General features: G+C 36.0%; 24 protein-coding genes and 1 tRNA gene. 20 read left to right on the top strand and 5 right to left on the bottom strand.

Annotated features, from left to right (window positions below):
* The first annotated feature begins 459 nt into the window (after positions 1-459).
* The 4 genes from JAZ75_RS25910 to JAZ75_RS25895 all read left to right on the top strand — a co-directional run bounded on the left by JAZ75_RS25910 (position 460) and on the right by JAZ75_RS25895 (position 4,273).
* On the top strand, positions 460-1,443 hold the full coding sequence (locus JAZ75_RS25910; protein ID WP_132843996.1) for an aldo/keto reductase: 984 nt from the start codon (positions 460-462) through the stop codon (positions 1,441-1,443).
* A gap of 82 nt (positions 1,444-1,525) precedes the next feature.
* Entirely contained in the window at positions 1,526-2,176 is a 651-nt protein-coding gene (locus JAZ75_RS25905; protein WP_208699495.1) for a flavodoxin family protein, read from the top strand.
* Between the two features lie 154 nt (positions 2,177-2,330).
* Positions 2,331-3,086: a helix-turn-helix domain-containing protein gene (locus tag JAZ75_RS25900; protein ID WP_208699493.1), complete on the top strand. Its 756-nt coding sequence runs from the start codon at positions 2,331-2,333 to the stop codon at positions 3,084-3,086.
* Between the two features lie 29 nt (positions 3,087-3,115).
* Complete coding sequence (locus JAZ75_RS25895; RefSeq protein WP_208699491.1) at positions 3,116-4,273, top strand: FAD-dependent oxidoreductase; 1,158 nt, start codon at positions 3,116-3,118, stop codon at positions 4,271-4,273.
* A 37-nt stretch (positions 4,274-4,310) separates the two neighbouring features.
* Here JAZ75_RS25895 and JAZ75_RS25890 read toward each other — a convergent pair whose 3' ends face one another.
* Positions 4,311-5,147 carry a helix-turn-helix domain-containing protein gene (locus JAZ75_RS25890; protein ID WP_168128062.1) on the bottom strand — a complete coding sequence of 279 codons (837 nt, stop codon included), beginning with the start codon at positions 5,145-5,147 and terminating at the stop codon, positions 4,311-4,313.
* Between the two features lie 216 nt (positions 5,148-5,363).
* Between JAZ75_RS25890 and map the strand changes: the two genes are divergently transcribed.
* The 4 genes from map to JAZ75_RS25870 all read left to right on the top strand — a co-directional run bounded on the left by map (position 5,364) and on the right by JAZ75_RS25870 (position 10,836).
* The gene (map, locus tag JAZ75_RS25885) at positions 5,364-6,161 is read left to right on the top strand and encodes a type I methionyl aminopeptidase (protein WP_132771955.1); all 798 of its coding nucleotides are present in this window, start codon (positions 5,364-5,366) and stop codon (positions 6,159-6,161) included.
* Positions 6,162-6,509: 348 nt separating this feature from the next.
* Entirely contained in the window at positions 6,510-8,957 is a 2,448-nt protein-coding gene (locus tag JAZ75_RS25880; RefSeq protein WP_410528619.1) for a mechanosensitive ion channel family protein, read from the top strand.
* 92 nt (positions 8,958-9,049) lie between these two features.
* Positions 9,050-10,069, top strand: coding sequence for a PCMD domain-containing protein (locus JAZ75_RS25875; RefSeq protein ID WP_208699487.1), 1,020 nt, complete (start codon positions 9,050-9,052; stop codon positions 10,067-10,069).
* Positions 10,066-10,836: a porin family protein gene (locus JAZ75_RS25870; protein WP_208699485.1), complete on the top strand. Its 771-nt coding sequence runs from the start codon at positions 10,066-10,068 to the stop codon at positions 10,834-10,836. Before JAZ75_RS25875 ends, JAZ75_RS25870 begins: the two co-directional genes overlap by 4 nt.
* 128 nt (positions 10,837-10,964) lie before the next feature.
* Here JAZ75_RS25870 and dxs read toward each other — a convergent pair whose 3' ends face one another.
* On the bottom strand, positions 10,965-12,866 hold the full coding sequence (gene dxs, locus JAZ75_RS25865; RefSeq protein ID WP_132771951.1) for a 1-deoxy-D-xylulose-5-phosphate synthase: 1,902 nt from the start codon (positions 12,864-12,866) through the stop codon (positions 10,965-10,967).
* 77 nt (positions 12,867-12,943) lie between these two features.
* Here dxs and JAZ75_RS25860 point away from each other — a divergent pair, with 77 nt between their 5' ends.
* The 4 genes from JAZ75_RS25860 (at position 12,944) to JAZ75_RS25845 (ending at position 16,776) form a co-directional block, all read left to right on the top strand.
* The gene (locus JAZ75_RS25860) at positions 12,944-14,350 is read left to right on the top strand and encodes a PLP-dependent aminotransferase family protein (RefSeq protein ID WP_208699483.1); all 1,407 of its coding nucleotides are present in this window, start codon (positions 12,944-12,946) and stop codon (positions 14,348-14,350) included.
* Between the two features lie 88 nt (positions 14,351-14,438).
* Complete coding sequence (locus JAZ75_RS25855) at positions 14,439-14,945, top strand: N-acetyltransferase (protein WP_132771949.1); 507 nt, start codon at positions 14,439-14,441, stop codon at positions 14,943-14,945.
* Positions 14,946-15,206: 261 nt separating this feature from the next.
* A complete protein-coding gene (locus tag JAZ75_RS25850; RefSeq protein ID WP_132771948.1) occupies positions 15,207-15,548 on the top strand; it encodes a YciI family protein in 342 nt (113 codons plus the stop codon).
* Positions 15,538-16,776: a DUF6596 domain-containing protein gene (locus tag JAZ75_RS25845; RefSeq protein WP_208699481.1), complete on the top strand. Its 1,239-nt coding sequence runs from the start codon at positions 15,538-15,540 to the stop codon at positions 16,774-16,776. The genes JAZ75_RS25850 and JAZ75_RS25845 overlap by 11 nt, the downstream gene beginning before the upstream one ends.
* 77 nt (positions 16,777-16,853) lie before the next feature.
* Here the strand turns inward: JAZ75_RS25845 and pncA are convergent, their stop codons facing one another.
* The 3 genes from pncA to JAZ75_RS25835 form a co-directional block, all read right to left on the bottom strand.
* Positions 16,854-17,444, bottom strand: coding sequence for a bifunctional nicotinamidase/pyrazinamidase (gene pncA, locus JAZ75_RS25840; protein ID WP_208699479.1), 591 nt, complete (start codon positions 17,442-17,444; stop codon positions 16,854-16,856).
* 66 nt (positions 17,445-17,510) lie between these two features.
* Complete coding sequence (locus tag JAZ75_RS26115) at positions 17,511-17,645, bottom strand: hypothetical protein (RefSeq protein WP_262896130.1); 135 nt, start codon at positions 17,643-17,645, stop codon at positions 17,511-17,513.
* Positions 17,646-18,047: 402 nt separating this feature from the next.
* Positions 18,048-18,132 (bottom strand) — tRNA-Ser (locus JAZ75_RS25835).
* A 121-nt stretch (positions 18,133-18,253) separates the two neighbouring features.
* Between JAZ75_RS25835 and JAZ75_RS25830 the strand changes: the two genes are divergently transcribed.
* The 8 genes from JAZ75_RS25830 (at position 18,254) to JAZ75_RS25795 (ending at position 26,117) form a co-directional block, all read left to right on the top strand.
* A complete protein-coding gene (locus JAZ75_RS25830) occupies positions 18,254-20,296 on the top strand; it encodes a M13 family metallopeptidase (protein ID WP_232789321.1) in 2,043 nt (680 codons plus the stop codon).
* Between the two features lie 96 nt (positions 20,297-20,392).
* Positions 20,393-20,704, top strand: coding sequence for a 50S ribosomal protein L21 (rplU, locus tag JAZ75_RS25825; protein WP_021189835.1), 312 nt, complete (start codon positions 20,393-20,395; stop codon positions 20,702-20,704).
* Positions 20,705-20,747: 43 nt separating this feature from the next.
* Positions 20,748-21,032, top strand: a complete 285-nt coding sequence (gene rpmA, locus JAZ75_RS25820; RefSeq protein ID WP_021189836.1) for a 50S ribosomal protein L27 — start codon at positions 20,748-20,750, stop codon at positions 21,030-21,032.
* A 175-nt stretch (positions 21,033-21,207) separates the two neighbouring features.
* Positions 21,208-21,951 (top strand): hypothetical protein, encoded by a 744-nt coding sequence (locus tag JAZ75_RS25815; protein WP_208699477.1) that lies wholly within the window; start codon positions 21,208-21,210, stop codon positions 21,949-21,951.
* Between the two features lie 3 nt (positions 21,952-21,954).
* Positions 21,955-22,551 carry a hypothetical protein gene (locus JAZ75_RS25810; protein WP_021189837.1) on the top strand — a complete coding sequence of 199 codons (597 nt, stop codon included), beginning with the start codon at positions 21,955-21,957 and terminating at the stop codon, positions 22,549-22,551.
* 205 nt (positions 22,552-22,756) lie between these two features.
* Positions 22,757-23,719: a formylglycine-generating enzyme family protein gene (locus tag JAZ75_RS25805; RefSeq protein ID WP_021189838.1), complete on the top strand. Its 963-nt coding sequence runs from the start codon at positions 22,757-22,759 to the stop codon at positions 23,717-23,719.
* Positions 23,720-23,741: 22 nt separating this feature from the next.
* Positions 23,742-25,055, top strand: a complete 1,314-nt coding sequence (locus JAZ75_RS25800) for a Gfo/Idh/MocA family protein (protein WP_132771920.1) — start codon at positions 23,742-23,744, stop codon at positions 25,053-25,055.
* A 15-nt stretch (positions 25,056-25,070) separates the two neighbouring features.
* Positions 25,071-26,117 carry an FAD:protein FMN transferase gene (locus JAZ75_RS25795; RefSeq protein WP_208699475.1) on the top strand — a complete coding sequence of 349 codons (1,047 nt, stop codon included), beginning with the start codon at positions 25,071-25,073 and terminating at the stop codon, positions 26,115-26,117.
* Positions 26,118-26,123 lie beyond the last annotated feature (6 nt).

The following is a 26,123-nucleotide window of genomic DNA, read 5'->3' as shown; positions in this document are numbered from 1 at the left end:
AATGCAGTTGCAGAGAGCTTTTTTAAAACACTAAAATCAGAGCAAATATATGGGAACAAATTGGTATCAAAAGAGCAAATGAGGACAGATTTATTTGAATACATAGAAGTATGGTACAATAGACAGCGTCGACATTCTGCACTAGGAAACCTTACCATAGAGCAATTCAATAACAAAAAACAAAATCTTAAAAAAACTGCTTAACTAGTACTGCCGATTTTATTTGCAAGTCCAATCCATCAGTCCTTACATGATTTTTATAAACAAAATCATGTACAATGTTGTCTGTTTAATAGAGAATGAATAAGCATCGGTAATAATGGTAAGTGAAACCGTAATCTGTATACACGACTATTCAATACCATAGCTGAACTTTGCATTGTAATACCTGTTTAAGATCTTAAAAGAAAAAGTAGCGATTGTAAAAAATACTTATTGTCAGTATAAAAATATTAAATCATGGAAAAAAGGAATTTAGGAAATAATAAACTTGAAGTATCAGCTTTGGGTTTGGGTTGCATGGGGTTAAGTTTTGGTTATGGACCTGCTACAGATAAGCAAGAGGCTATTAGCTTAATTCATGAAGCGTATGAAGCAGGGGTAACATTTTTTGATACCGCAGAGTGTTATGGTCCCTTTATTAATGAAGAGCTACTAGGTGAAGCCTTGGTCCCTTTTCGCGACCAAGTAGTAATTGCAACCAAATTTGGGTTTCAGGAAGGTGATTCAAAAAAAGGATTGGATAGTAGTCCATCACGCATAAGAGCGGTAGCGGAAGCATCCATGAAAAGGCTTAAAACAGATTATATTGATTTATTTTATCAGCATAGAGTGGATCCGAATGTTCCGATTGAAGACGTTGCAGGAACTATTCGTGATCTGATAAATGAAGGAAAAATTAGACATTGGGGGCTTTCAGAAGCGGGTGCGGAGACGATTCGTAAAGCACATGCAGAGCAACCAGTAACTGCATTACAAAGTGAGTATTCGTTATTCTATCGGGATCCTGAAAAGGAAATTATACCTACTCTTGAAGAATTGGGTATAGGTTTTGTTCCTTTCAGCCCATTAGGAAAAGGATTTTTAACAGGTGCTATCAATGAATTAACACAGTTTGATCCCACAGATTTCAGAAATATAGTGCCTCGGTTTTCACAAGAGAATAGAAAAGCTAATGAAGCCTTGGTTGATTTGTTGAAAGTAATCGCTATTGATAAGGAGGCTACTCCGGCACAAATAGCATTAGCTTGGTTATTGGGACAAAAGTCATGGATAGTACCTATTCCAGGGACAACAAAAATCCATCGATTACAGGAGAATATCAGCGCATCTTATATCAGATTATCGGCTGCAGATATGGAACAGATTGAACAAGCTACTTCAAAAATTACGATCCAAGGAGCGCGGTATCCAGAAGCTTTACAAAATCGAGTAGGGAAATAAGTAATAAGGGTAGTTTTTTCCGTAATCCGTATACTAAAATAAAAACTGACGGTTTGATATTTGTCTAATAAATTGATTAATAATGAAAGCATTAACAAAATATGGATTACTATTAAGTGTAGCTTTATTATTGCTATTATCCTGTTCTCAGGCTAAAGAACCGATAAAAGAGCAGTCTAGCTCTGCTCCAATAACAGACAAACCGCTTCATGATAAAAAGATATTAATCGTGTACTTATCGCGTACAAACAATACAAAGGCAGTTGCTCAGATCATCCACAAAGAAATAGGAGGTGATCTGGTGCCGATCGAATTAATGACAGCTTATCCACTGGATTATCAAAGTGTAGTAGATCAGGTTGCACGTGAAAATCAAGGAGGCTATTTGCCTCCTTTAAAAACGCAAATTGAGAATATAAAACAATATGATGTAATTTTTGTCGGGTTTCCTACTTGGGGAATGCAACTTCCTCCTCCAATCAAAAGCTTTTTGTCCCAAAATGATTTAAGTGGGAAAACGATTGTTCCTTTTAACACGAATGGCGGTTATGGTATTGGTAGCAGTTTTGAAACGTTAAGGCAATTATGTGCTAATAGTACCGTTTTAACAGGCTATTCTACTACAGGCGGAAAGGAAAAAGAAGGACTTTTTTTGGTGATGAAAGGTGCAAAAGAAGAGCAGGTTAAAGCGGATATAAAGAAATGGCTAGCAACGATTAAGATAGATAATTAAAGATTAGGGGAGCTGGTCTAAGTATATGCTATTTATAATTATTAAATAGGAGAAGTATTTATCTGTAAGAATATAATCTGTAAATTAGTTTTGATATTTCAATAAATTATGAATTTTCAGCTGTCAGATAACAGTTAAATATGGTTGTAAGGTGATGGATAAGAGCATAGGCTATGGCGTTTTTTTACCGAATAAATCCCTTTGCGATTATGTAGAAAGCTTTTGGTTTTTGCATAATCAATCTGATCAGGAAAAAGAAACAGTTGGTTTACCAGATGGACGAATTGATCTGATATTTTCTAAATCACCGGAAAATCCTTTTCAAATCATATTATTGGGACTTGGTACACAACATAAACCGGCGACTATTCCCGCACGTATAAAGATGTTTGTGGTAAGTTTTAAATTACTTGCTGTCGACTATATTTTGAAACAACCTATTTCCGATCTAGTGGATTCAGGCAAAGTGCTTCCAAGTGATTTTTGGGATTTTTCTGAAGATGATCTGCAAGATTTTAATTGTTTTATGAATAAAGCAACACTGACAATGGAGTCCTTAATTCCCCATCAAATCGATAAACGGAAACAGCACTTATTTGATTTAATTTATGCCTCGAAGGGATCCGTGAGTGTAAAAGAATTAGCAGAAAAAGTGATATGGAGCAGCCGTCAGATCAATAGGTATTTCAATCAGCAATTTGGTCTATCCCTGAAGGCATACTGCAATGTCTTACGCTTTCGAGCATCTCTGGATCATGTTGCACAGGGAAAATTGTTTCCTGAAGAGAATTTTTTTGATCAGACCCATTTTATAAAAGATATAAAAAAATTTTCTGGCGTAGTACCGAAAGAATTATTGAAGAATAAAAACGACCGATTTATACTATTATCTTCTCTTAACTCTGAATAATTTTACCACATCGTGTTAAAAGAAAAAGAATGTTAGTAGAAAATAAGAAAATTGCTATCGTCGGAGGTGGCGTTGGCGGGTTAACTTTAGCTCGTCTTTTACAGATGCAAAATGTGGAAGTAAATGTGTACGAAAGGGATATTAATCGTGAAGTGCGCGTGCAAGGATCTACGTTGGATCTTCATGAAGGTACTGGATTAGAAGCGATGAAGCGTGCAGGTCTTCTTCAAGAGTTTTATAAACATCACCGACCCACTGCAAGTAAATTGTTGCTTGTCGATCAGGATCTTAACATTCACATGGATGATCATGATCGTGAAATTGGGAAAGGAGAAGACCGACCTGAAATAGACCGCGGACCATTGCGTGATATTCTGTTAAATTCATTAAAACCCGATACTGTCATTTGGGACAGCCAATTTGTGTCCATGGAATCACATCAAGATGGATGGTATTTAAATTTTAAAAATGGCACAACTGCATATGCAGATTTGGTAATTGCTGCCGATGGAGCTAATTCAAAAATTCGTCCGCTCATTAGTACTATTAAGCCTATATATTCTGGTATCACCTTGATTGAAGGTAATATCTATGATGCCGCTATTCATGCTCCAAAACTTGTTGAATTTGCGAAAGATGGAAAGGTGATGGCTTTTGGGCAGGGGCAATTTGTGGGATACGGATCTAAAAGTGATGGTTCGATTATGTTTGTTGCGAGCTTTAAATGTCCAGAACATTGGTTCAAAGAAAATGGAATAGATTTGAAAGACAAGCAGCAAGCGGATCAATGGTTCAGACAGGAGTTTGTGGAATGGAGTACAGCATGGTCTGAATTTTTTAGAAATGAGCATGTTCAGTTAATTTTACGTCCACAATACTACTTTCCGCTTGATCAATCTTGGGAAGCAAATCATAACCTGACTATGATTGGAGATGCGGCTCATCGGATGCCGCCCTTTGCTGGTGAAGGTGCCAATGTTGCGATGCAAGATGCATTTGAATTGGCATCATGTCTTACCAGAGATAAATTTACTGATTTAAAGAGTGCTATAGCATTTTTTGAAGCAGATATGATCAAGAGAGGTGCAGAGGCTACAGCAGATACTTTAAAGAATAGTGAAATTATGCATGCCAATAATGCATTAGAGCAAATGCTTACATTTTTTAATCTTACACATGAAGATTAGTAATATTGTATTTAAATGAGCAGGAAATAGTTTCTGCTTATTTAAATTTCGTGGGTGAGACGCCTATATATAGTTTGAAATCTTTTAAAAAATGGTTGTAATCATAATAACCAGATAAGAAAGAGTTCGACATGAAATCCTTTTGATAGTTGCTCTGCCACTCGCCATATATATAAATGAAGCGTTGTAAAGAAATGTATTTTTTAGGAGAAATTCCCATGTATTTTACAAAACTTCTCTGTAGCCATTTACGATTTATTTTTCCTCCCAAACCATGGATTATATCTGCTACAGATATATTTCCTTTTTTCTGTTCAATTTTATTTAAAGCTTCTTGAAGCAGAGAAGGTAGGTTTTCTGCTGGAGTATATGTGCGCATGGTGTTTTCCAGTAATTGCATACGATCTGCAACAGTTTTATTTTGATACAGTTTATCGATTAGCAATTTTGATTTTTCACTTATGATGTCAGTTAGGCTACAGACGGGATGTGAAAGAAAGAATTCTGGTGCTACATCAAAAATTTGATAAAAGGATGAAGGATGAAAACGTAATACAATAATATATTCAAGATCTTGAGGTAGTTGCCAGTAAGTATTCTGTATTGTCCCACAACATACCCATGCCGCATTTAATTTGATTGTTTGATCAGCCTTTTTAATATGAACGATATCCGTTTTATTAGGCATAAAAATTAAAGTAGGAAGACCGTCATTGAATAGTGCCTGGTTGCCTTCTAAGTCTTTGCATGAAAATACATATGCACCTAAGATGCATTCTGATTTAAAAAATAAATTAGAATCCCTCCAGTATCTTGTTGATTCTCCTATTATGGAATCAGATGGTTTAATATCTCCAAAAAAATTAATGGGCATAGTTTTACAAAAGTACTTAAAATATATTCAGTGCTATGTCGAATTATTGTCCAATTTTTACTTTTCTAGTTGTATTATGGTCATTAAATTTGTTTCAAACTATTACTTAATCAGTAGATTAGATGGATGTGTGCTCATTTAGAATCTTGATCCTGGTGAAGTGATATTTATTGGCTAAAAGCCTGATTGTAACAGATTGTAATAAAAATAAATGATATGATTTATAAGACAGAAGAAGAAGTAGCATTAATGCAAATAAGTGCAAAATTGACAAGTCAAACATTGGCTGCTATTGCATCGATTATTAGACCAGGTATCACAACACTTGATATCGATCGTTTTGCAAATGAATTTATTCGTGATCATGGTGCAATTCCTTCGTTTCATAATTTTGGTGGATTTCCATTCCATATCTGTGCTTCAGTAAATGATGCTATCGTGCATGGATTTCCAAATCATAATCCTTTGAAAGAGGGTGATTTAGTTTCCATAGATGTTGGAGCATTTAAAAACGGATTTCACGGAGATCAGGCATATACATTTATCATTGGTGAAGTTGCTCAAGAAGTAATTCAATTAGTCAAAATCACAAAGGAATCATTGATTAAAGGTATCGAGCAAGCTGTGCATGGTAATCGTATTGGCGATATAGGTTATGCAATAGCCTCTCATATTTCACCATATGGATATGGTTTAGTACGCGACTTGGTCGGTCATGGATTAGGACGTGATTTGCACGAAGGACCAGATATTCCTAACTATGGACAACGTGGTAAAGGTAAGGTCTTGAAAGAAAACTTAGTGATAGCAATTGAACCGATGATTAATTTAGGAACGGATGATAATTATACAGAGGAGGACGGTTGGACTATTCGGACTGCAGATGGTAAACCTTCAGTCCATTTTGAACAGGATGTATGTATTAAGAAAAACTTTCCTCTAATTCTGACAGATATCAAAATTATTGAAAAAGCGGAAAAAGAAAACAATAACTTAAACTCTTCTTACTACTAATTTGAGGAGTCTTACCGTGCTATTATCATGAGAAAGTGATCGATTTAAGATCATTTTCTCATGATTATTATAACAACCAAACCGCCCGTCTCCTTATTTTCAGGATCAGTGTAAATTAAGGTGTGATGCTAAGATATATAGGAGAGTACGATTATCTTCCATTTACGTGTTAATATGGTTTTTAAAATCAATTGTAGATGAGTACTCATGTTTTTAGAATTGATATTGCCTATCGATTATTTAGCTTAAAAACATAAAATACTTCAATATTAATCATTAAATTTGATGACTGCTCTGACATATAATCTTTTGTGTAGGATAAACTTATTAACCTAATTATTAAAGAGAATGCGCTTTTTGAATATATCTATACTGCTGACCATATTTCTTTTTGTTTCTGACGCATATTCAAAAGTGTTGGCACAAGATAGTGCAAAGCAAGATTTCGTTTCACGTACCGAGATTTTCTTTAAAGAATCGGCGAAAAAAAGTCTTCAAGATATAGAGACAGATAAAGCGGCCATACGACAAAATCAAGTCATTGAAGAAATCGAAGTGCTGTCGAGGCAAGCCCGCTCTTTTTTGAAAAAAGGTTTTGATACTGTAGCCCTTATTCGCGATCTGAATCAAGTTTCCCAATGGCATAATATTTCCAAAGATGGTGTCTTTGAAAATAAGGGTACAACTCAAACCTCGCGCAACCTGACCACAACTTATCATATTCTTGATGCTCTTCATGCAGAGGTTTCTATCTATAAGAAACGGGTTGATCGTTATTTAGACCAGCTGGTTCGTTATAGATTTCAGATTGATTCGTTATGTAATGATAAATCACTATTTATATTATCTAAAGACTCAACGGAACTCAATCAATATATTCACAAACTGAAAGTTGTAGCTGTGGAAATAACTCCTGTCACAACTTTATTAAAAGATAATATTAATACTATACAGACCATACAGAATCAAGTTAATTTTGAGTTGCTTCAACTTCAAACTGGAATGGAAGAAATTGAATACGATCAACAGCAAATTTCAGATAAAACATTTCAACAAGAATTTTTAAATCTTTGGGAAGAAAGTAATTTTGATCGGCCGATCCACGAAGTGCTTTACTTTTCCGCACTAAAAGCAAAGCTGGTATTCTTTTATTACCTAAAGGGGCATTGGGGAAAGATTATTCTTTCTGTTTTATTGTTACTTCTCGTAACGACCTATCTTCATTCTTTACGATCTGGAATTAGAAATATAAATAATAAAGAAGAAGTGAAAAGTATGCTACTAAGCTCTCCATTTCTATCAGGAATAGTGATTACGCTCAGTGTAGCTCAGTTTTTATTTCCTAATCCACCATTTATTTTTACTGCGGGAATTGTATTAGTATCTGCTTTGATGATCACTATTATATTTAGAAAAGAAATTTCTAAATATTGGTTGGGTATCTGGGTTATTTTTGTCGTTTTGTTTGCCTTTGTAGCTGTAGATAATCTTGTATTGCAGGCTTCTAGGCCAGAAAGATGGTTAATGGTTATTCTTGCCATGATAAGTTTTGTTACTGGTATCTTTATTCTTTTTAATAAAGAGCGTCATCAAGAATTGCGTGAGCGTTGGATTCTTATACCGATCTTTCTTATGACCATAATGGAACTTTTTTCGATTTTGTTTAATGTATTGGGGCGCTTCAATATTGCTAAAATTTTGATGGTTGCAGGTTTGATGAATGTCGTTGTTGCGATTGTTTTTCTTTGGGTGATTAGGCTGGTTAATGAGGGATTGACTTATGCCTCTAATCTTTATAAAAAGCAGGAAAGAAGACTTTTTTACATTAATTATAATCGAGTTGGTAAGCGTGCCCCATTCTTTTTTTACGCTATTTTAATTGTTGGCTGGTTCGTATTATTTGGACGAAATTTTTATGAGTTTAGGCTTTTGTCAGAACCATTAAAAAGTTTTTTTCAGGAAGAACATCAGTTAGGAAGTTATACCTTTTCGATATATAACTTGCTTATTTTTATGCTTATTATGATCGGAGCCACCGTACTTTCCAAAATAGTATCTTTTTTTGCGTCAGACTCCCAATGGAATTCCAACGATGATAAGCAGGAGAAAAAGTTCCGTTTGGGAAGCTGGATTCTGCTCATTCGTATCAGTATTATCTCAATCGGTTTTTTCCTAGCCTTCGCCGCTGCCGGAATTCCCGTAGATCAAATCATGTTAGTGATTGGTGCTTTGGGTGTAGGAATTGGTTTTGGCTTACAATCACTAGTCAATAATCTAGTCAGTGGATTGATTATAGCTTTTGAAAAACCGGTTAACGTAGATGATCTAATCGAAATTGACGGACATGCCGGTAAGGTGAAATCTATTGGTTTTCGTAGCAGTGTAATTGCGACACTAGATGGTGCTGATCTCATTATGCCTAATGGTGATCTTTTGAATTCCAATGTATTAAATTGGACTGTCGGTGGTTTTAAAAAACGAATACATATTCAGATAGAGGTAAAATATGGGTCAGATCTGGATAAAGTAAAAATGTTAATCGTAGATGTTTTACATAAGAATGATCAGATATTCGCTACTCCTGCTGTATCCGTGCAATTTGGAAGTCTGTCAGCACAATCTATAATGATAGAAATTTACTTCTGGGTGAAAACTTTAAAAGACACGGGTCAGGTAAGAAGCGATGTGATTAAAACCATCCAATCTGTATTTCAGGAGAATGGAGTTGATCTGGCCTTACCGAAACAAGAGCTACTGTGGAAAAATGAACCTGAGTCAAATAATACGATTGACTAATCAAATGAGAATGGTTTACGTAATTAATAAATACTAATCAAGGAACGATGAGAAAACGGCTTTTTGCCACGCTATTTCTATGCATAGTGCTTATGCAAGGCTGTATTAAGGATGCTCCGCAAAACCCTGAGGCAGATATTGAATCCGTTACTGTTGATCCACATTTACTAACTGGTAATGTGTTTATAGATCAGATAAATCGGACAATAACATTAAACCTTACAAACGAAGCCTATGATTCGGGAATCTCTCCGGTGCTGACGTTATCTAGGGGTGCTTCTGTAAAACCAGCAAGTGGAACACTGATCAAGTTTGACGGTGATCAAGAAATTGTATATGATGTCACTTCAGAATCAGGAGAAAACACCAAACGGTATACGGTTAAAGTTGTGAATATTGGTCATTGGGATTTTGCTTTTCAAAATTGGGCTAGTCATCCTACAGATAAATATGAGTATCCGGTAGAGGATGCTGGATTACAGCTCTGGTCCTCCGGCAATCCGGGAGTTGCGCTATCGGGTGTTCCTGCGCGCAGTGACGCATACCCGACGCGATCCACTACAGATGGTTACCTTGGTACGAAGGCTGCAGAACTGGTTACGATTAAAGGTACACCTTTATCAGAACTTATTGGTATTCGACTGTATGCAGGTTCTTTGTTTTTAGGAAATTTTAATGCTTCTCAGGCTATGCTTAATCCGTTGGCAGCGACAGAATTTGGAGAACCTTATAAGGGGCTTCCTAAATCTTTTACAGGTTATTATAAATATAGTGCAGGACCTGATTTTATAAATAAGGCAGGACAGGTTCAGCCAGGAGTGAAAGACAAATGTAGTATCTATGCTGTTTTATTTAACGGTCCGGATAGACTTAATGCGACTAATATTATGAATTCGGACCGGATAATTGCGCGTGCGGATCTTCAGGATGGATCTGACAAATCAAGTTTCACAAGATTTGATATTCCTTTTGTTTATAAACAGAATGCAGTCATAAGTAAGAATTTGATGATGGCTATTGTGACGTCATCCAGCGCTGAAGGGGATCAATATAGGGGAGCGATAGGATCCCGATTGGTGGTAGATAGTTTAAGAATCGTACCTTTATTATGAAGAAACATATAGCGTTATCCATTTATTGTTGTCTAGTGGTGGGATCAGGTATCCTGTACGCACAAGATAAACAGCGAAAGTTTTTATTTGATCAGATTAAGCATTCAATTACATTAGGTTATAATATTGGTGCTACGGCTCCTTTTTCTTTTCCTAATACCATTCGTCAGATCAATAGTTATGCACCGATATTTTCACCTTCTTTTGGCTATCAGGCTACATATGATCTTTCATCAAAGTGGTTTGTAGGTACTGGATTAAGCGTAGATGTTAAAGGAATGAAAGTAACTGACAGTGTCCAGTACTTTCATACTATTATTTCTGTGGATAATGGTAATGGTGAAAAAGGCTCTTTTGAAGGAGATTTTACAGGAACAAACGCCACGACATCCCGAAATGTGTATTTAACGCTACCTGTTTTTGCAGGTTACCGTCAGGGAGAATGGGATTTTAAATTAGGGATGTATTTCGCTTGTTTATTATCGGCTGAATTCAAAGGAACTGTGTCAGATGGTTATATTAGAAAAGGTAATTCATTAGGTGAAAAAGTATTGATTGAAAGTGCTGATTTTGACTTTTCAAGAGAGGTGAGATCCTTTGATATTGGAGCTCATTTAGGAGTTTCAAGGCATTTTGGTCAACGTTGGGTGGCAGATCTGACAGGACAATTAGGCTTAAATCCGGTTTTCCCTTCATCTTTCCGTGGAGTAGGATATAATTTGCATAATATTTATCTAACACTTGGTGTAGCATACAAACTTTGGTAATATAAACTTGAATAGGTTGGCTATTTTTGATAGTTCTGATATTTAAAAACAAGCTCTATTTCAGAGCTTGTTTTATTTGCTTAAATCAAGATACAAGCGCAGCATATTTATATAACTAATTGTTTTTTTTAAGAGATGTTCTCTTTATTTGGTTCATGGTGTAGTGATCTAATCAAAGAAATTATAGCTTTCTTATCATATCCGTATAATGCATGAAGTTGATTTTGGGTTCCCTGTGTCGCAAATGTATCAGGTAACCCCAGACGTTTTAAAATGGAATGATATCCATTATCTACCATAAATTCCATTACTGCACTACCTATCCCGCCTATGATACTACCATCTTCTATAGTAATCACGACTGAAAATTGACTAAAGACATCGTGCAGTAATGTTTCATCAATAGGTTTAAAGAACCGGAGGTCGTAATGGGCTACATCAATGTGATCATCCAAAAGTTCTTGACAGGCTTCTACTGCAAATTGACCTATCGGACCGAGCGATAATATGGCTATTCTTTTTCCAGATTTGATTTTTCGTCCCTTTCCGAGAGGTATTTTGCAAAACTTACTTTTGAGCTCACCAGAGCCTACGCTTTTTGGATAGCGTATCGCGAAAGGACCATTTAACGTATCGCATTGTGCTGTGAAAAGCAGATTTTTAAAATCATCCAAATCCATGGGAGATGCACCTGTTATGTTGGGTATACATCTAAGAAAGGAAATGTCAAATGCGCCGTGATGTGTTGGCCCATCTGTGCCAACAACACCTGCACGATCTATGCAGAATACAACAGGTAACTTTTGCAAAGCGACATCATGTATGAGCTGATCGTAGGCGCGCTGTAGGAATGTTGAATATATTGCGCAAAATGGCAACAGGCCGTCAGCGGCAAGTCCAGCACAAAAAGTAACGGAATGTTGTTCGGCAATACCGACATCAAAAACTCGGTCAGGCATTTCTGATTTCATCTTCGATAACGAGCTACCCGATAACATGGCTGGACTGACTGCTATGATGCGGTCATTGGTTTTTGCTAGTGTAAGTAGCGTATTTCCAAAAACCTCCTGAAAAGTGGGACTGCGATTTACTGTACTCAACTTCGATCCCGTTGATTTATTAAAAGTTCCTGGAGCATGCCATTTTTTAGGATCGGCCAGAGCGGGAGCAAATCCCTTTCCTTTGATAGTAACACAATGAAGTAATTTTGGTCCTGGTATGTGCTTTAGTTTTTCGAACAAACCAATCATTTTTTTTAGATCATGTCCATCTACAGGACCAAAATATCGTATGTTTAATGCTTCGAAAAGATTACTATACTGCATAAATCCTCCCTTAATGATTTTATCAAATTTTCGCAGCGTATCTGAAGCCCATTTTGTGGATGAATTTTCTGATGAAAGGAGATTTTTGAGATGTAACTTTAACGTATTGTAATATTTAGCGGTAGTGAGATCTGTCAAATAATTTTGTAGTGCACCGGTATTGCTATCGATAGACATATTATTATCATTGAGTATAATAAGCATGTTTGGTTGTTCATATCCCGCATTGTTCATTGCTTCAAAGGCTTGTCCTGCTGTCATCGCCCCATCTCCAATAACAGCAATATGCTGCCGGTTGAGTTCTCCGCGATATTTGGCTGCGATAGCCATACCTAGGATGGCCGAAATGGAGGTAGAAGAATGACCAGTTCCAAATGCATCAAATTCGCTTTCGTCCCTACAGGGGAAACCGCTTATACCTCCTAGTACTCGGTTAGAGTAAAAAGATTTTCTTCTTCCTGTGAGTAATTTATGAGGATAAGCTTGATGTCCTACATCCCAGATCAGTTTGTCTATAGGCGTATTAAAAACATAATGTAAGGCCACAGTAAGTTCAACAACACCTAAACTAGAACTGAAATGACCTCCGTTTACGGCAACATGATCGATAATAAACGATCGTAAGTCTTCGCATACAACTTGTAAAGAGGAAAAGGATAAATTGCGTAGATCTACTGGACTACTTATGAAATTATTAGGGGACATAGTATTTTTTTTCTCAAAGGTAAATTACTTAGATTTGCGATATAGGTGTAGATTTTGTAAAACTTACCAGTACAGATATGAAGGCGTATAAATTCGAACTATTTACCAGTACTATAGAAAAAAATATCAAAGATGGTATTTTCAAGCCAGGTCATAAACTGCCTTCCGTTCGTGAGTTGAAAGAACAGTTTAAGATCAGTGTCAGTACAATACAAAATGGGTACGAATATCTGATGATTCATGGTTTAGTGGAAAGTATTCCTAAATCGGGTTATTATGTAAGTTATCAAACAAAAAAAAATGTAGAAGAGTTAAAAAGTGACCGTATTCCAGTCATTAGGGATGCTATATTTAAGGATCATCTTGGACTTACAACTTCTGCGGGAGCAGGAAAGACATTTTCTGAGTTTAATGTAGCTGCTCCTGGAGATTTGCTTGTGCCACAAAAGTTAGTGTTGCGGACAATGCAACAGGTGATCCGGGAGCAGGGGGCAGGTCTGCTTCGGTATTATCCTTCAAATGGTTCTGTTGAGTTAAAAGAACATATTATCACACGTGCGGCAGCTTATCGTACTGTCATTCATATGGATGAGCTAATTATTACAGATGGTGCATTGCAGGCTTTATATATTGCTCTGGCTACAGTTTGTTCTTCGGGCGATGTTGTAGCAGTGGAAAGTCCCTGTGTATTTTCGGTACTTGAAGTAATAAGGGTATTGAACCTGAAAGTTATCGAGATTTCTGTAGATCCGGTTTTGGGATTTGATATTAATTTTTTCAGAGAGGCATGCCTTCACAATCCGGTTAAAGCGGCGATTGTAACTTCAAATTTTCATAACCCGACAGGGATATTAATGTCAGATGAACAAAAGCTTGCCTTAGTTACTGTAGCACAATACTATAATGTTGCGCTTATTGAAAATGATATTTATGGTGATCTGAATTTTCATGGACAGCGACCGACTACTTTGAGAAGTTTTGATGTAAGTGGTCTAGTTCTTACTTATTCGTCCTATTCGAAAACTTTGGCTCCCGGTATAAGACTAGGTTGGTTGGCGGCTGGAAAATTTATGCAACGGGCAGAGCAGATTAAATTTTCATTGGGAAGTACCGTTTCTCCTTTATATCAGGAGACGCTAAATAAACTGATGACAGGAAGTAGTTACGATCGTCATATACGTTCCTTTAGAATGCAATTGGCTAAGAATGCCTATAGTACTGTACACTTGCTTTCTGCTAATTTTCCGGACAGTACTTCTATTTTAATGCCAGCAGGAGGCTATAATATTTGGGTAAAGATGCCTGACGGGACAGACATGCTTAAATTTTACAGACAATGTGAGCAAATAGGAGTGAGATTTACTCCTGGGTATACTTTTTCATTTTCGGGGGCGTTCGCAAATTACTTTCGAGTAGTATTTGCAGACAAATTTTCTGTTAAGAAGATAGAAGCGATTATGCTTGCTGGTCAACTAATGCGATAACAACTGTACTGCTTCATGTTGCATAAGCTGTTCTCTTTATTCTTTTGAAAGACTTATACATTTGTGCACACACATTTATGATATCAGTATGAAAATAATAATCAAATTTACTATAGCTACAGAAGAAGGATTGGCAGCTCTTTTAACATTAACGCATGCGATAGCGATAGAAAAGTTTTCAAAACATCTAGAGCTTTCGTTCGTAGAGAAATATATACATGAAAATTTTAGTGATAGCAATTTGGTTGAAGAATTAAATAGCATGTCAAATCAATGGCTCATCGCATACGTCGATAATATACCGGCAGGATTCGTCCAAATTACGTCAAAGGGCGTTAGACCTTCGAGTTTAGACCGTAAACGGGCTATCCGTATTGCCAATTTTGGGATCTTAAAAAAATATTTTAATCTGGGTGTAGAAGAAGCATTACTGGAAAAAAGTTTATCCGTCTGCAGGCCATATGAAGCGGTATGGATCCACGAGTATATTCAAAATCCCTTTATCGGACTTTTTGAAAGTAAGGGATTTGTTAAACAGTCGGAGATAAATCAACTTGATGAATTGCCTTTGAATGCAGTATATTTAATTGCATAATTTATTTAAGAGAATGTTCTTGAAATCTTAAAGGCAGACGTTAAGTTTTGTCTTCTGATTTTATTGACAAGGAAAAAGTATATATCTAATCGCGATCATATACATTAATCACTATTTTTTAGTACCTTATATTACGTTAAATTGCATCTATTCATGTGATTATAAATTTCTTGAATACGATTTGAAAAAAAATGTCCCGAATTACGATCCTCATTTGTCATTAAAATAAATAGTATATTTATTAACCTTAATTAAGAAAAGATGAAAGAGTTTTTATTGTTGATTCGTGAGTCTTCGACTTATGGCAACCTATCGGTAGAAGATATGCAGGCTGATATTCAGGAACATATCAATTGGGTAGAGGAACTGGTTGCAAATGGACATTTTCTAGAAGGAAATCCACTAGAAGCTAATGGAGTTACATTAAAGAAGGATATGATTTCAGATGGTCCATACATCGAGACAAAAGAATGTGTTAGCGGTTACTACAAATTAAGTGTGAAAAGTTTGGAAGAAGCAACACAGCTTGCTAAAAGTTGTCCTGATTTAAAGAATGGTGCAACTTTAGAAATACGGGAGATTATCATTACCGATGAGCAATAAGGACATTGACAAATTAACAGATCATCTTTTCAGGGAATACCATGGAAAGATGATTTCGTTTTTGTCTGCAAAATTTGGATATCAGCAGATCGATAATATTGTTGATGCAGTTCAGGAAGCATTTGAAATTGCCCTAAGTGAATGGAGATATAAAGGAACTCCCAAAAATTGTTTCGGATGGTTAATTTATGTTTCTCAAAATAAATTAATCAATAAAATCAATCGAGATTCGGTTGGAAGCAAGATTCTTAATCGAATTTCGTACGAGGAAGAAGAATCAATTGCGTCACATGAAGCCGAAGATAGTTTACTTCAATTGTTGATCTTCTTTTCTAAAATCAATGTCTCTGACAGAAATAAGTTGATTATATCTTTGTTTTATTTATGTGGATTTGGCTATTCTGAAATATCAAGAGCCATGATGTTACCCGTTGAAACTATTAAAAAGATCATCTTACGAAGTCAGGTTTTAATAAAAAAAATTGCTATTCAATATGAGAAATGTGAATTCGAAAGCTTGCATAATGAGATGCCCCATCTGCTTCATGTATTGTATTTGATGTTTAATGAAGGCTTCAAATCTGCTCAAAAACGAGAATCAATAAAAAAGGATTTATGTTTTGAAGCGATTCGTCTAAGTGTTTTAGTCAAAAAATATCAGGAGGATCATTGTGAATTAAATGCTCTTTTAGCTTTATTTTTCTTTCATGTTTCTCGATTTCCTGCAAGGATTCAAGAAAATGGATGGATATCTATTCAATTTCAAAATCGGACGCTTTGGGATAAAAATTTGATAAGCGAGGGATATGCTTATCTTAATAAAATAGATTTAAGTAAAAATAGGCTGAATAAATATCATTTAGAGGCTTTAATTGCTTCAGTGCATTGTTCTTCACCTAATTATGAAAAAACAGATTGGAGATTGATATCTACCTTGTATTCTCAATTAGAATTTTTAGAGCCTAATGCTATAGCAGTAAAAATAAATAGGGTTATTGCTGAGAGTAATTACTTGCCAATAACTCCATTGATTGAGAAAATGTTTGATTTGGAACCTATGTTAAATGGCTTTCTTAAATTTCCATTTTATAGCACTTTAGCATTTCTTTATGAAAAGGGGGAAAAGAAGGAAATGGCCTGCCATTACTATTGGTGTTCTTTATCATATACCAACAATCAATTTGATAACGAATACATAAACCTGAAATTAAGCCTTCTCCATTCGTGATCATAAAAAAAGCCCAACTTCGCTATTGGGCCTAATTTATAATTACTGTAAATATTATGTTTAGATTTGCCAGCTGGTCATATGATTGTACCGCTCTTCGAGATAAAGTCTTTTTTCACACGATCGTATCTTTCCAGATCTATTGGTTTAGATGCACCCGCTATAATACTCGATTTAAAACCTAAATCTAAAGCATCATTTGCAGTGTAATATACGCAGTAATCAGCAGCCACTCCACAGACAGCTACTTCTGTAACACCTCTACCTTTAAGATAATCACCCATTCCTGTAGATTTTTTTCTACCATTATCAAAAAAACCACTATAGCTATCAATTTCTTTATCCATTCCTTTTCTAAAAATAGCTTCAATTGCATTTGTTGAAAGTCCAGAGACGAATTCAGCGCCTTTAGTTCCTTGTATGCAATGCTCTGGCCAAAGTACCTGATCTAATCCATTTAACTTTATTTCTTCAAATGGCTCTTTGCCAGGATGCGAGGTATAAAAACTTTTGTGCCCCCTTGGATGCCAATCTTGTGTGGCTACCACAAGATCATACTGTGTCTGTAGCTCGTTAATTGTGTGCAGGATTTCATCACCATGATTAACAGCTAAAGCACCTCCTGGTAAAAAATCATACTGTACATCGATTATAATTAAAGCTTTCATAAAGAAAAGTTAAATGTTAGTAAGGATACCTTGATATGTAATATTTTCCCTAATATAAGAAAAATGTTAGTAATTGCTGTTGTCTAGATTATGCCCCGTTTGCCAATCAAGATCTTTCGTCAAGACTTGGTCGACTTCATGATAGAAACTTTCTAAATCAGAAAAATTGTCTCCGTTTATTATGATTGTCAGTTTGTCCATTTTAATCTTACATTATTATGTTCGCTCCTAATGGTTCAGCAAAACCAATCTACAAAAAAAGTAGGAATGATACCTATGCTATAGGAAGACTTTATCTAAAAATAAAACCATTCGCTATGCTTATTCACCTTGTCGTGTAAGCGTGTGTTGTTTTATTTCAAAATTCAATTTACTCTTTTGAGTATAAACTGTCAAGATATTCAACGACTGGTCACGTAATGACCTTGTTTGTTTTATATCTAAGAGTTCATTTCAGCGAGACCCTAGATAACCATCTTTTAGAGTCTCGCTAGGGTCTCGTTGAAAATGAGAAGTATTGAAAAAAACGATATGGCGTATAAAAGAAAAACCCTACAAATTGTACAATTTGTAGGGTTTTAATACATTTTCCTTGTTAGGATGCGGAGAGGGCGGGATTCGAACCCGCGGTACCGTTAAGTACACACGCTTTCCAAGCGTGCTCGATCGACCACTCTGACACCTCTCCGGAGTCTGTTGGCAAAAATAGAAGTATAATTCTATTTTCCAAAACAAATTTTATTAAAATGTGTTATTTCCGCATTAATAAAAAAACTACCTTTACTCAAGGTGTTTGAAATAAGAAAATTATGGTCAATAAAAAATTATGGGCAATATTACCGATTGCTGCTCTAGCATTTGGTTGCCAATCCAATAAAAGTTCGGATCAGAAACAAGCAGATCGAACTGTATTTTTAGATGTATCCGGTATGGATACGACAGTTCATCCAGGAGATAACTTCTTTATGTATGCCAATGGACAATGGTTGAAGAAAACAGTTATTCCTCCATCAGAGTCTGGCTGGGGATCATTTTATACCTTGAATGATGAGAACTTACAAAAGCTTCATGGTATTTTAGATAAGGCCGCTCAGTCCAATAGTAAAAAAGGTACGGATCAACAAAAGGTTGGCGATTTCTATTCCAGTGGAATGGATACCCTGACGATAGAAAAGCTTGGAATTTCACCTATTCAGGCTCAGCTGAAGAAAATTGATGATTTAAAATCCATCGAAGAACTGATTGCTTATAGTGCCGACGGTTTTAAAGAGGGGGAGGGAGATCTTTTCTCATTTTATATCGCTGCCGATGAACGTATGAGTAATAAAAATGCCGCTACTTTTGTACAGGGGGGACTTAATCTTCCTGAAGCAAGTTATTATTTGGATCAGGATGAAAAGGCAAAGAAAATACGTGAAGCTTATACGAATTATCTTAGTAAGCTGTTTACCCTTGCCGGTCAACAGGCTACAGCTAAAGCGGATGCCGAATCTGTCCTTAAGATTGAAACTGCAATTGCGAAATCTCATCTTAATCCAGTTGAATTACGTGATCCGATTAAAAACTATAATAAAGTTGCGGTAGCAGCTTTTCAAAAGGAGACACCTAATCTGAACTGGAATGATATCTTGGGCAGATTAGCAATTAAAACAGATACTTTATTGGTACAGCAACCGAAGTTTTATGTTGCTCTAAATAATTTGTTAAAATCTGAACCGCTACCAGTATGGAAACTAAAATTGAAGGCGGATCTGTTGAATTCATCAGCAACAGCATTGACAAAAGACTTCCGTAATGCACAGTTTGAACTGTATGGTAAAACTTTGCAGGGGCAGAAAGAGCAAAAGGAACGCTGGAAACTTATGGTCAGTACGGTCGATGATAACTTAGGAGAAGTACTTGGAAAATTGTTTACCGAAGAATACTTTAAACCTGAGGCTAAGAAAAGAATGTTGGAGTTAGTTAATAATTTAGAAATCTCATATCGTGACCGTATTGAAAAGTTAGATTGGATGACTCCTGAAACCAAGAAAAAAGCGATCGAAAAACTGCAAGCTTTTACTAAAAAGATCGGATATCCAGATAAATGGAAAGATTATTCTGATGTAGAAATCAATAAGGATACTTATTATGCCAATTTACAAGCTGCATCACGTCATGCTTATAAGGAAATGATCGAAAAAATGGGCAAACCAGTTGACAAGACTGAGTGGTTGATGACAACACCTACTGTCAATGCATACTACAACCCACCTTATAATGAAATTGTATTTCCTGCAGGAATACTACAGTTTCCATTTTTTGATGCAAATGCCGACGATGCAATCAACTATGGTGCTATAGGAGCTGTAATCGGACATGAAATGACGCATGGTTTTGATGATCAAGGTCGTCAATATGATAAAGAAGGAAATCTAAAAGATTGGTGGACTCCAGAAGATGCAACTAAGTTTACGACAAAAGCTAATCAGGTAGCCTCCTTATACGACGGTTTTACTTTACTGGATAAACAACATGTGAATGGAAAATTGACATTAGGCGAAAATTTAGCGGATATCGGAGGTCTTAATATTGCATTCGATGCTTTCAAAAAAACAAAGCAAGGTCAAGATGCAGCCAAAATAGATGGATTTACACCAGACCAACGTTTCTTTTTAAGTTTTGCTCAAGTTTGGCGTATTAAAAATAGTGATGAGCGAATGAGCATGCGTTTGAAAGTCGATCCGCATAGCCCTGAAGAATTCCGTGTCAATGGTCCAGTCTATAATATGGAAGCTTTTTATCAAGCATTCCAGATTCCAAAAACTGCGAAGATGTATGTAGCACCAGAGAAACGTGTTGCTGTTTGGTAGTGGTAAATAAAAAGTGTAATATATTTTTAGAATTGAATAATAATTGCTAATTTTGCCGTTCATTAACAATAAACACATTTAATTAATTTATTAACAATGTACGCAATAGTAAATATAGCAGGACAGCAATTCAAGGTTGCAAAAGACCAATTTCTTTTTGTGCACCGCTTACAAGGAGAAGAAGGCGCTAGTATTGAATTTGACAATGTATTGTTAGCAGAAGATGGTGGTAAATTCACAATCGGTACTCCGAACGTGGCAGGTGCTAAAATTTCGGCTAAAATTTTGTCTCATTTAAAAGGTGATAAAGTTATCGTTTTCAAGAAAAAACGTCGTAAAGGCTACAAAAAGAAAAACGGTCACCGTCAACAATTCACTAAAATCCAGATCACTGGTATTACATTATAATTGAATTTTTAATCAGACATTAGTCTTAAATTGAGATAAAGAAATGGCACATAAAAAAGGTGCGGGTAGTTCTAAGAACGGCCGTGAGTCACATTCGAAACGTTTAGGTATCAAAATCTTCGGTGGTCAAGCTGCTATCGCTGGTAACATCATCGTTCGCCAACGTGGTACTAAACACAATCCTGACTTAAATGTTGGTATTGGTAAAGATCATACATTGTTTGCTTTAGTTGATGGAAAAGTACTTTTCCGCAAAAAAGCTAACAATAAATCTTATGTTTCTATTATTCCTGCAGAAGTTTCTGTAGTTCCTGTAGAGAAGGCATAAGTTTTTTTGCTACACAATATTTGTAAAAGGCGTTAAGTTTACTTAACGCCTTTTTTATGTTTTAAAGCTTAAGTAAGAGCTTCTTAATAAAATTGTATACATTTATTTCTTCAAGAATCTAAGTTTGGTACAATTTTATACAGGAATTGCAGTTTATAGATAATATTAAACGTTCATGATTTATAAAAGTCTACCTTACAGTATTCCAGCAGTTGTGTTATTGTTGTTGTCATCTTGTAGTTCGATGTATATGCCCAATGTGCCAGCCGCGCCAATGTTTAAAGATGCTGGTGAAGTATATGTTTCCGGAAATATTAATTTAAAGGGAAATATTTCTGCCAGTGGAGGAGTCGCCGTTTCAGATCATATTGGAGTGATTGCAAATGGTTCTTATGTGGACCGAAAAGATAGTCCTACAGATTTTGCTCAAAAAATGGGTGAGCTGGGTATTGGCTATTTTACGACTTTTGGTCAACGGCGCAATCGTATTCTCGAAGTATATGCAGGTTATGGGATGGGTGTTGTAAATGAACTAGATACAAGGACATCAACGGCGGGGCCGGCAGTGGTAGAAAGCCGAGATATGGATTTTAATAAAATATTTGTCCAAGTCAATTACTCTTCCACAAAACGTGAGAAAATTCGTTTGTTTGGTGGAGATCGCGCCTTGAACTATGGTACAATTTTACGATTGTCACATGTAAATATGACAGATTTTAAAATAAACCAGCTTAATGCAAATAAAGAACAGAATGTTTTGATAGAACCTGTATTCTATACCCGTATGGAAGTAGGGCGTGGCTGGCAGATACAATATATGACTGGCATGAATTTCGGTTTGATGAGCAATGATTATTTGAAAGCAGGGCATCCGATAAATAGTTTGGGAATTCTTTATAAATTTGGAAGGAAAAATTAAATTATGATAAAAGTATTGAAAAAGAACTGGCTATTGATGTTAATGAGCGTGGCATTTTTGAGTAGCTGCGGGATCAGTAGGCAAAAAGCCCAGATTGAAAATCTTGGTAAGTGTAAGTTTGATATACAGTCTGTTGATAGCATTCGTGTAGCGGGAACTTCTATTCAAAAAATAGTGAAAGCAGATGGTATTGATCTATCGGCACTACCGAGTGTAGCTTTGGGAATGTTGCGTAAAAATATTCCTTTGGATGCCGTAATTCGCTTGAAAATTGAAAATCCGACTTTAAAGAAAGCTGCAATTAATCAGTTTCAATATATTATTCTGTTTGAAAAAAAGCAATTAGCAGAGGGTATTGTTAATCAGTCGATTTCTTTAGACCCTGGACAATCTACGGTGGCCTCGGTAAGATTAAATACTAATATTTATGAATTGATCAATAATGGTGATTTAGCAGGATTTATAGGATCTAATTCAAACACTAAAAAAGGTTTGTTTACAATAAAGATTAAACCTTCTATAAATGTCGCCGGTAAATCAATTTTTTATCCCGGATATATAACGATTGATCGTGAAGTTAGCCGTAATATTTTATTATAAAGGATACTTGTAATTTTCAAATAGGGTCTGTAAAACATTGTCTTACAGACCCTATTTTTTTTATTCAATTGTCATTTTTTATCTGTGTAATAAAAAAGTTATGATACTTATTGTTTAAATTACACAATGAAATTAATATCTTAGACAAATAATATATCTGGATTAGTGGTGGGTGATGACCAATTATTTATAGAAAAAAATAGAAATGCGTAAAAGTTTACTTGCTCTTATCTTGTCAGGAATGTCCAGCTCGTTGTTTGCACAGCAAAAGGTGGAAAGCTATGTACAAGAAATAAAAGGGACAAAATTGAAGTTTGACATGGTTGCGATTCCAGCTGGCGTATATAAACAAGGTGGGAATGTTAAAGCAGATGAAAAGCCTATTCATGAGGTAAAAATAGCTCCCTTCTGGATAGGGAAATACGAGGTAACCTGGAACTTGTTTGAACCTTTCTTGTATAAAGATTATGAGTTGACTCAAAGTATAGATGGCAAGATCACTCCCGAAGTGGATGCAGTAACACGTCCTACAAAACCATATTTAGATATGACCTTTGGTATGGGTAAAGAAGGTCACCCAGCTTTGGCCATGACCCATTATAATGCAATTCAGTTCTGCAAGTGGCTGTACGTACGTACAGGAGTTTTTTATAGATTGCCAACAGAAGCGGAATGGGAGTATGCTTGTCGCGCCGGAAGTGATAAAGCATATAGTTTTGGAGATGATGCCGCTTTATTGGATCAATATGCTTGGCATAAAGGCAATAGTGACGGTTCAACACATCTTGTTGGAACTAAGAAGCCAAATGCTTGGGGTTTATTTGATATGCATGGAAATGTTTCAGAATGGACTTTTGATCAATATATCGAAGATTATTACCAGCAGTTTGACGGTAAAGTAGCTGATAACCCCGTTGCAATACCTACTAAATTATATCCCAATAGTGTAAGAGGCGGTGCCTTTGATAGTGAAGCTGTAGATTTAAGAAGTGCATCTCGGGTAGCTTCAGATCCATTCTGGAAACAACTAGATCCACAAATTCCTAAAAGTAACTGGTGGTTCCCTGAAGCTCCATTTGTAGGAATGCGCTTAGTAAGACCTGTGACACCTCCTTCGCATGAAGAAATAATGGCCTATTATGATAAGGCTCCAATTAAAGATTATTAATTATAACCAAAAAACCTAAAATATGGAAAATTTTGAACGTCGTGATTTTTTAAAAACGACAGCAGCTATCGCAGGCGGGACAGTTTTAAGTTCAGTGCCATTGGTAGGAGCATTTGCCGCGGGAAGCGATGTAATTAAAGTTGCATTGATCGGTTGTGGTGGACGCGGTACAGGTGCAACTTTTGACGCCCTAAGCTCAGGATTTAATATTAAAGTAGTTGCATTAGCTGATGCTTTCAAAGATAATTTGGACAGCACATATAAAACATTAAAAGATAAATGGCAGGATAAAATTGATGTTCCTGAAAAAAATAAATTCGTTGGATTTGATGCCTATAAAGAAGCTATTAAATTAGCCGATGTGGTGATCTTAACAACTCCTCCTGGATTTCGTCCAATTCATTTTGAAGAAGCTGTGCGCCAAGGTAAACATGTATTTATGGAAAAACCTGTTGCCACAGATATCCCAGGAATCCGTAAAGTTTTGGCAGCTGCTGAAATTGCTAAGAAGAAAAAACTGAATGTAGTGGTGGGTCTTCAACGTAGGTATCAAACAAACTACAGAGAAGCCATTAAAAGAATTCACGAGGGTGCAATCGGTGATGTTGTTTCTGGACAGGTATACTGGAATAGTGGTGGTGTTTGGGTAAGACCACGTAAGCCGGGACAGACAGAAATGGATTATCAGATGCGCAACTGGTATTATTTTAACTGGTTATGTGGTGATCATATCGTAGAGCAGCACGTTCACAATATTGATATTGCCAATTGGGTCAAAGGTGCATACCCGGTACGTATTCAAGGTACTGGTAGCCGCGCGCATAGAACAGGTAAAGAATATGGTGAGATCTATGACAACTTTGCATTAGAGTTAACTTATCCTGATAATTCAGTTGTATACAGTCAGTGTGCGCACTTCGAAGGGGTTACAAACCGTGTCGACGAACAGTTTCAAGCAACTAAAGGTAGAGCCTACCTGTCAGCAAATGGACAAGCAGTACTTTGGGATGCTAAAGGAAATGAAATCTATCGTCATGAACCAAAAGGAAATCCAAATCCTTATCAACAAGAGCATAAAGAATTGTTTGAAGCAATTTCAAAAGGTGAATATAAATTTGATAATGCAGAATATGGTGCATATAGTACTTTAACAGGTATTATTGGTCGTATCGCATGTTATACAGGAAAAGTAATTAAATGGGATGCTGCATTAAAGTCGGAAATCGATATTATGCCTACAAATTATGCATGGGATGCTTTACCTAAGATATTACCAAAAGAAGATGGTTCGTACCCGGTAGCTATACCAGGTCAGAATACAAATTTATACATTTAATAAGAGGATGCATTCATGTATTTTAAATCATGGATACTGCTCTCAATTAGTTTTTTTGGCTTGTGCAGCATAACAGCTGCACGAGCTGAACAAGCTTCTTATTCTTTAAAATCTCTCCGAAAAACTGTTTTATCTGGCCCTGCGCAGGGTACTTCTTATCATATTACGTATTTTGATACACAGGAGTTGGTTTCAAAAAATGATATCGATAGTGTTTTGAAAGTCATTGATTTGTCAATGTCGATTTATAACCCATCCTCTACAATAAGTCTATTTAATAAAGAGGAGAGAAGTGCTGTCAAGTTAGATCGTCATTTTCAAAATGTGGTTGATGCATCATTCCGCTATAATCGCATCACGAAAGGTATTTTTGATATTACGGTAGCACCGCTTGTCCAATTGTGGGGGTTTGGACCTAAACAGATTAAACATTTTCCAGACTCAAATGAAATCAATGCAACCCTAGCGTCTGTGGGAATGGATAAGTTAATTTGGAAAGCTCCTTATCTTAAAAAAAGCAAACCTAACGTCAGTATTGATGTCAATGGTATTGCACAGGGGTATTCAGTAGATGTCTTGGCTAAATTTCTTGAAAGTAAGCATATCAAAAATTATATTGTGGAGTTAGGTGGGGAAATGCGTGTTAAGGGAAGAAATCAAGCAGGTGAATTTTTTAAAATTGGTGTTGAAAGACCAGCCTCCAGCCACAATCAATTACTGAAAACCGAAGTTGTGCATATCAAATCTGGAGCATTGACGACTGCTGGAAATTTTGAAAAGTACATGATGAATGGAAAACAGAAGATTAGTCATCATGTCAATCCTTTGACGGGATATATGTTTTCTAGTCCAGTAGTCAGTGTTACGGTATATGCAAAAACTGCAATGGAAGCAGACGCCTTGGACAATTATTTTATGGCCCTTACACCAGATGAGATACTTGATTTTGTGAAGAAGAGAAAGAATTTAGAAGTTTATATTATATTTAACAATGAAAAGGGAGAAATAGAAGAAAAGTACTCGAAAGGGTTTTCCAACTTTTTTCTAAAAAAAACAATATAAATGAAA

It is taken from the genome of Sphingobacterium sp. UDSM-2020, from assembly GCF_016132525.1.
Taxonomy (GTDB): domain Bacteria; phylum Bacteroidota; class Bacteroidia; order Sphingobacteriales; family Sphingobacteriaceae; genus Sphingobacterium; species Sphingobacterium anhuiense.
Note: the sequence above shows the minus strand (reverse complement) of the source record. Positions and strands in the feature narration are given on the sequence as shown.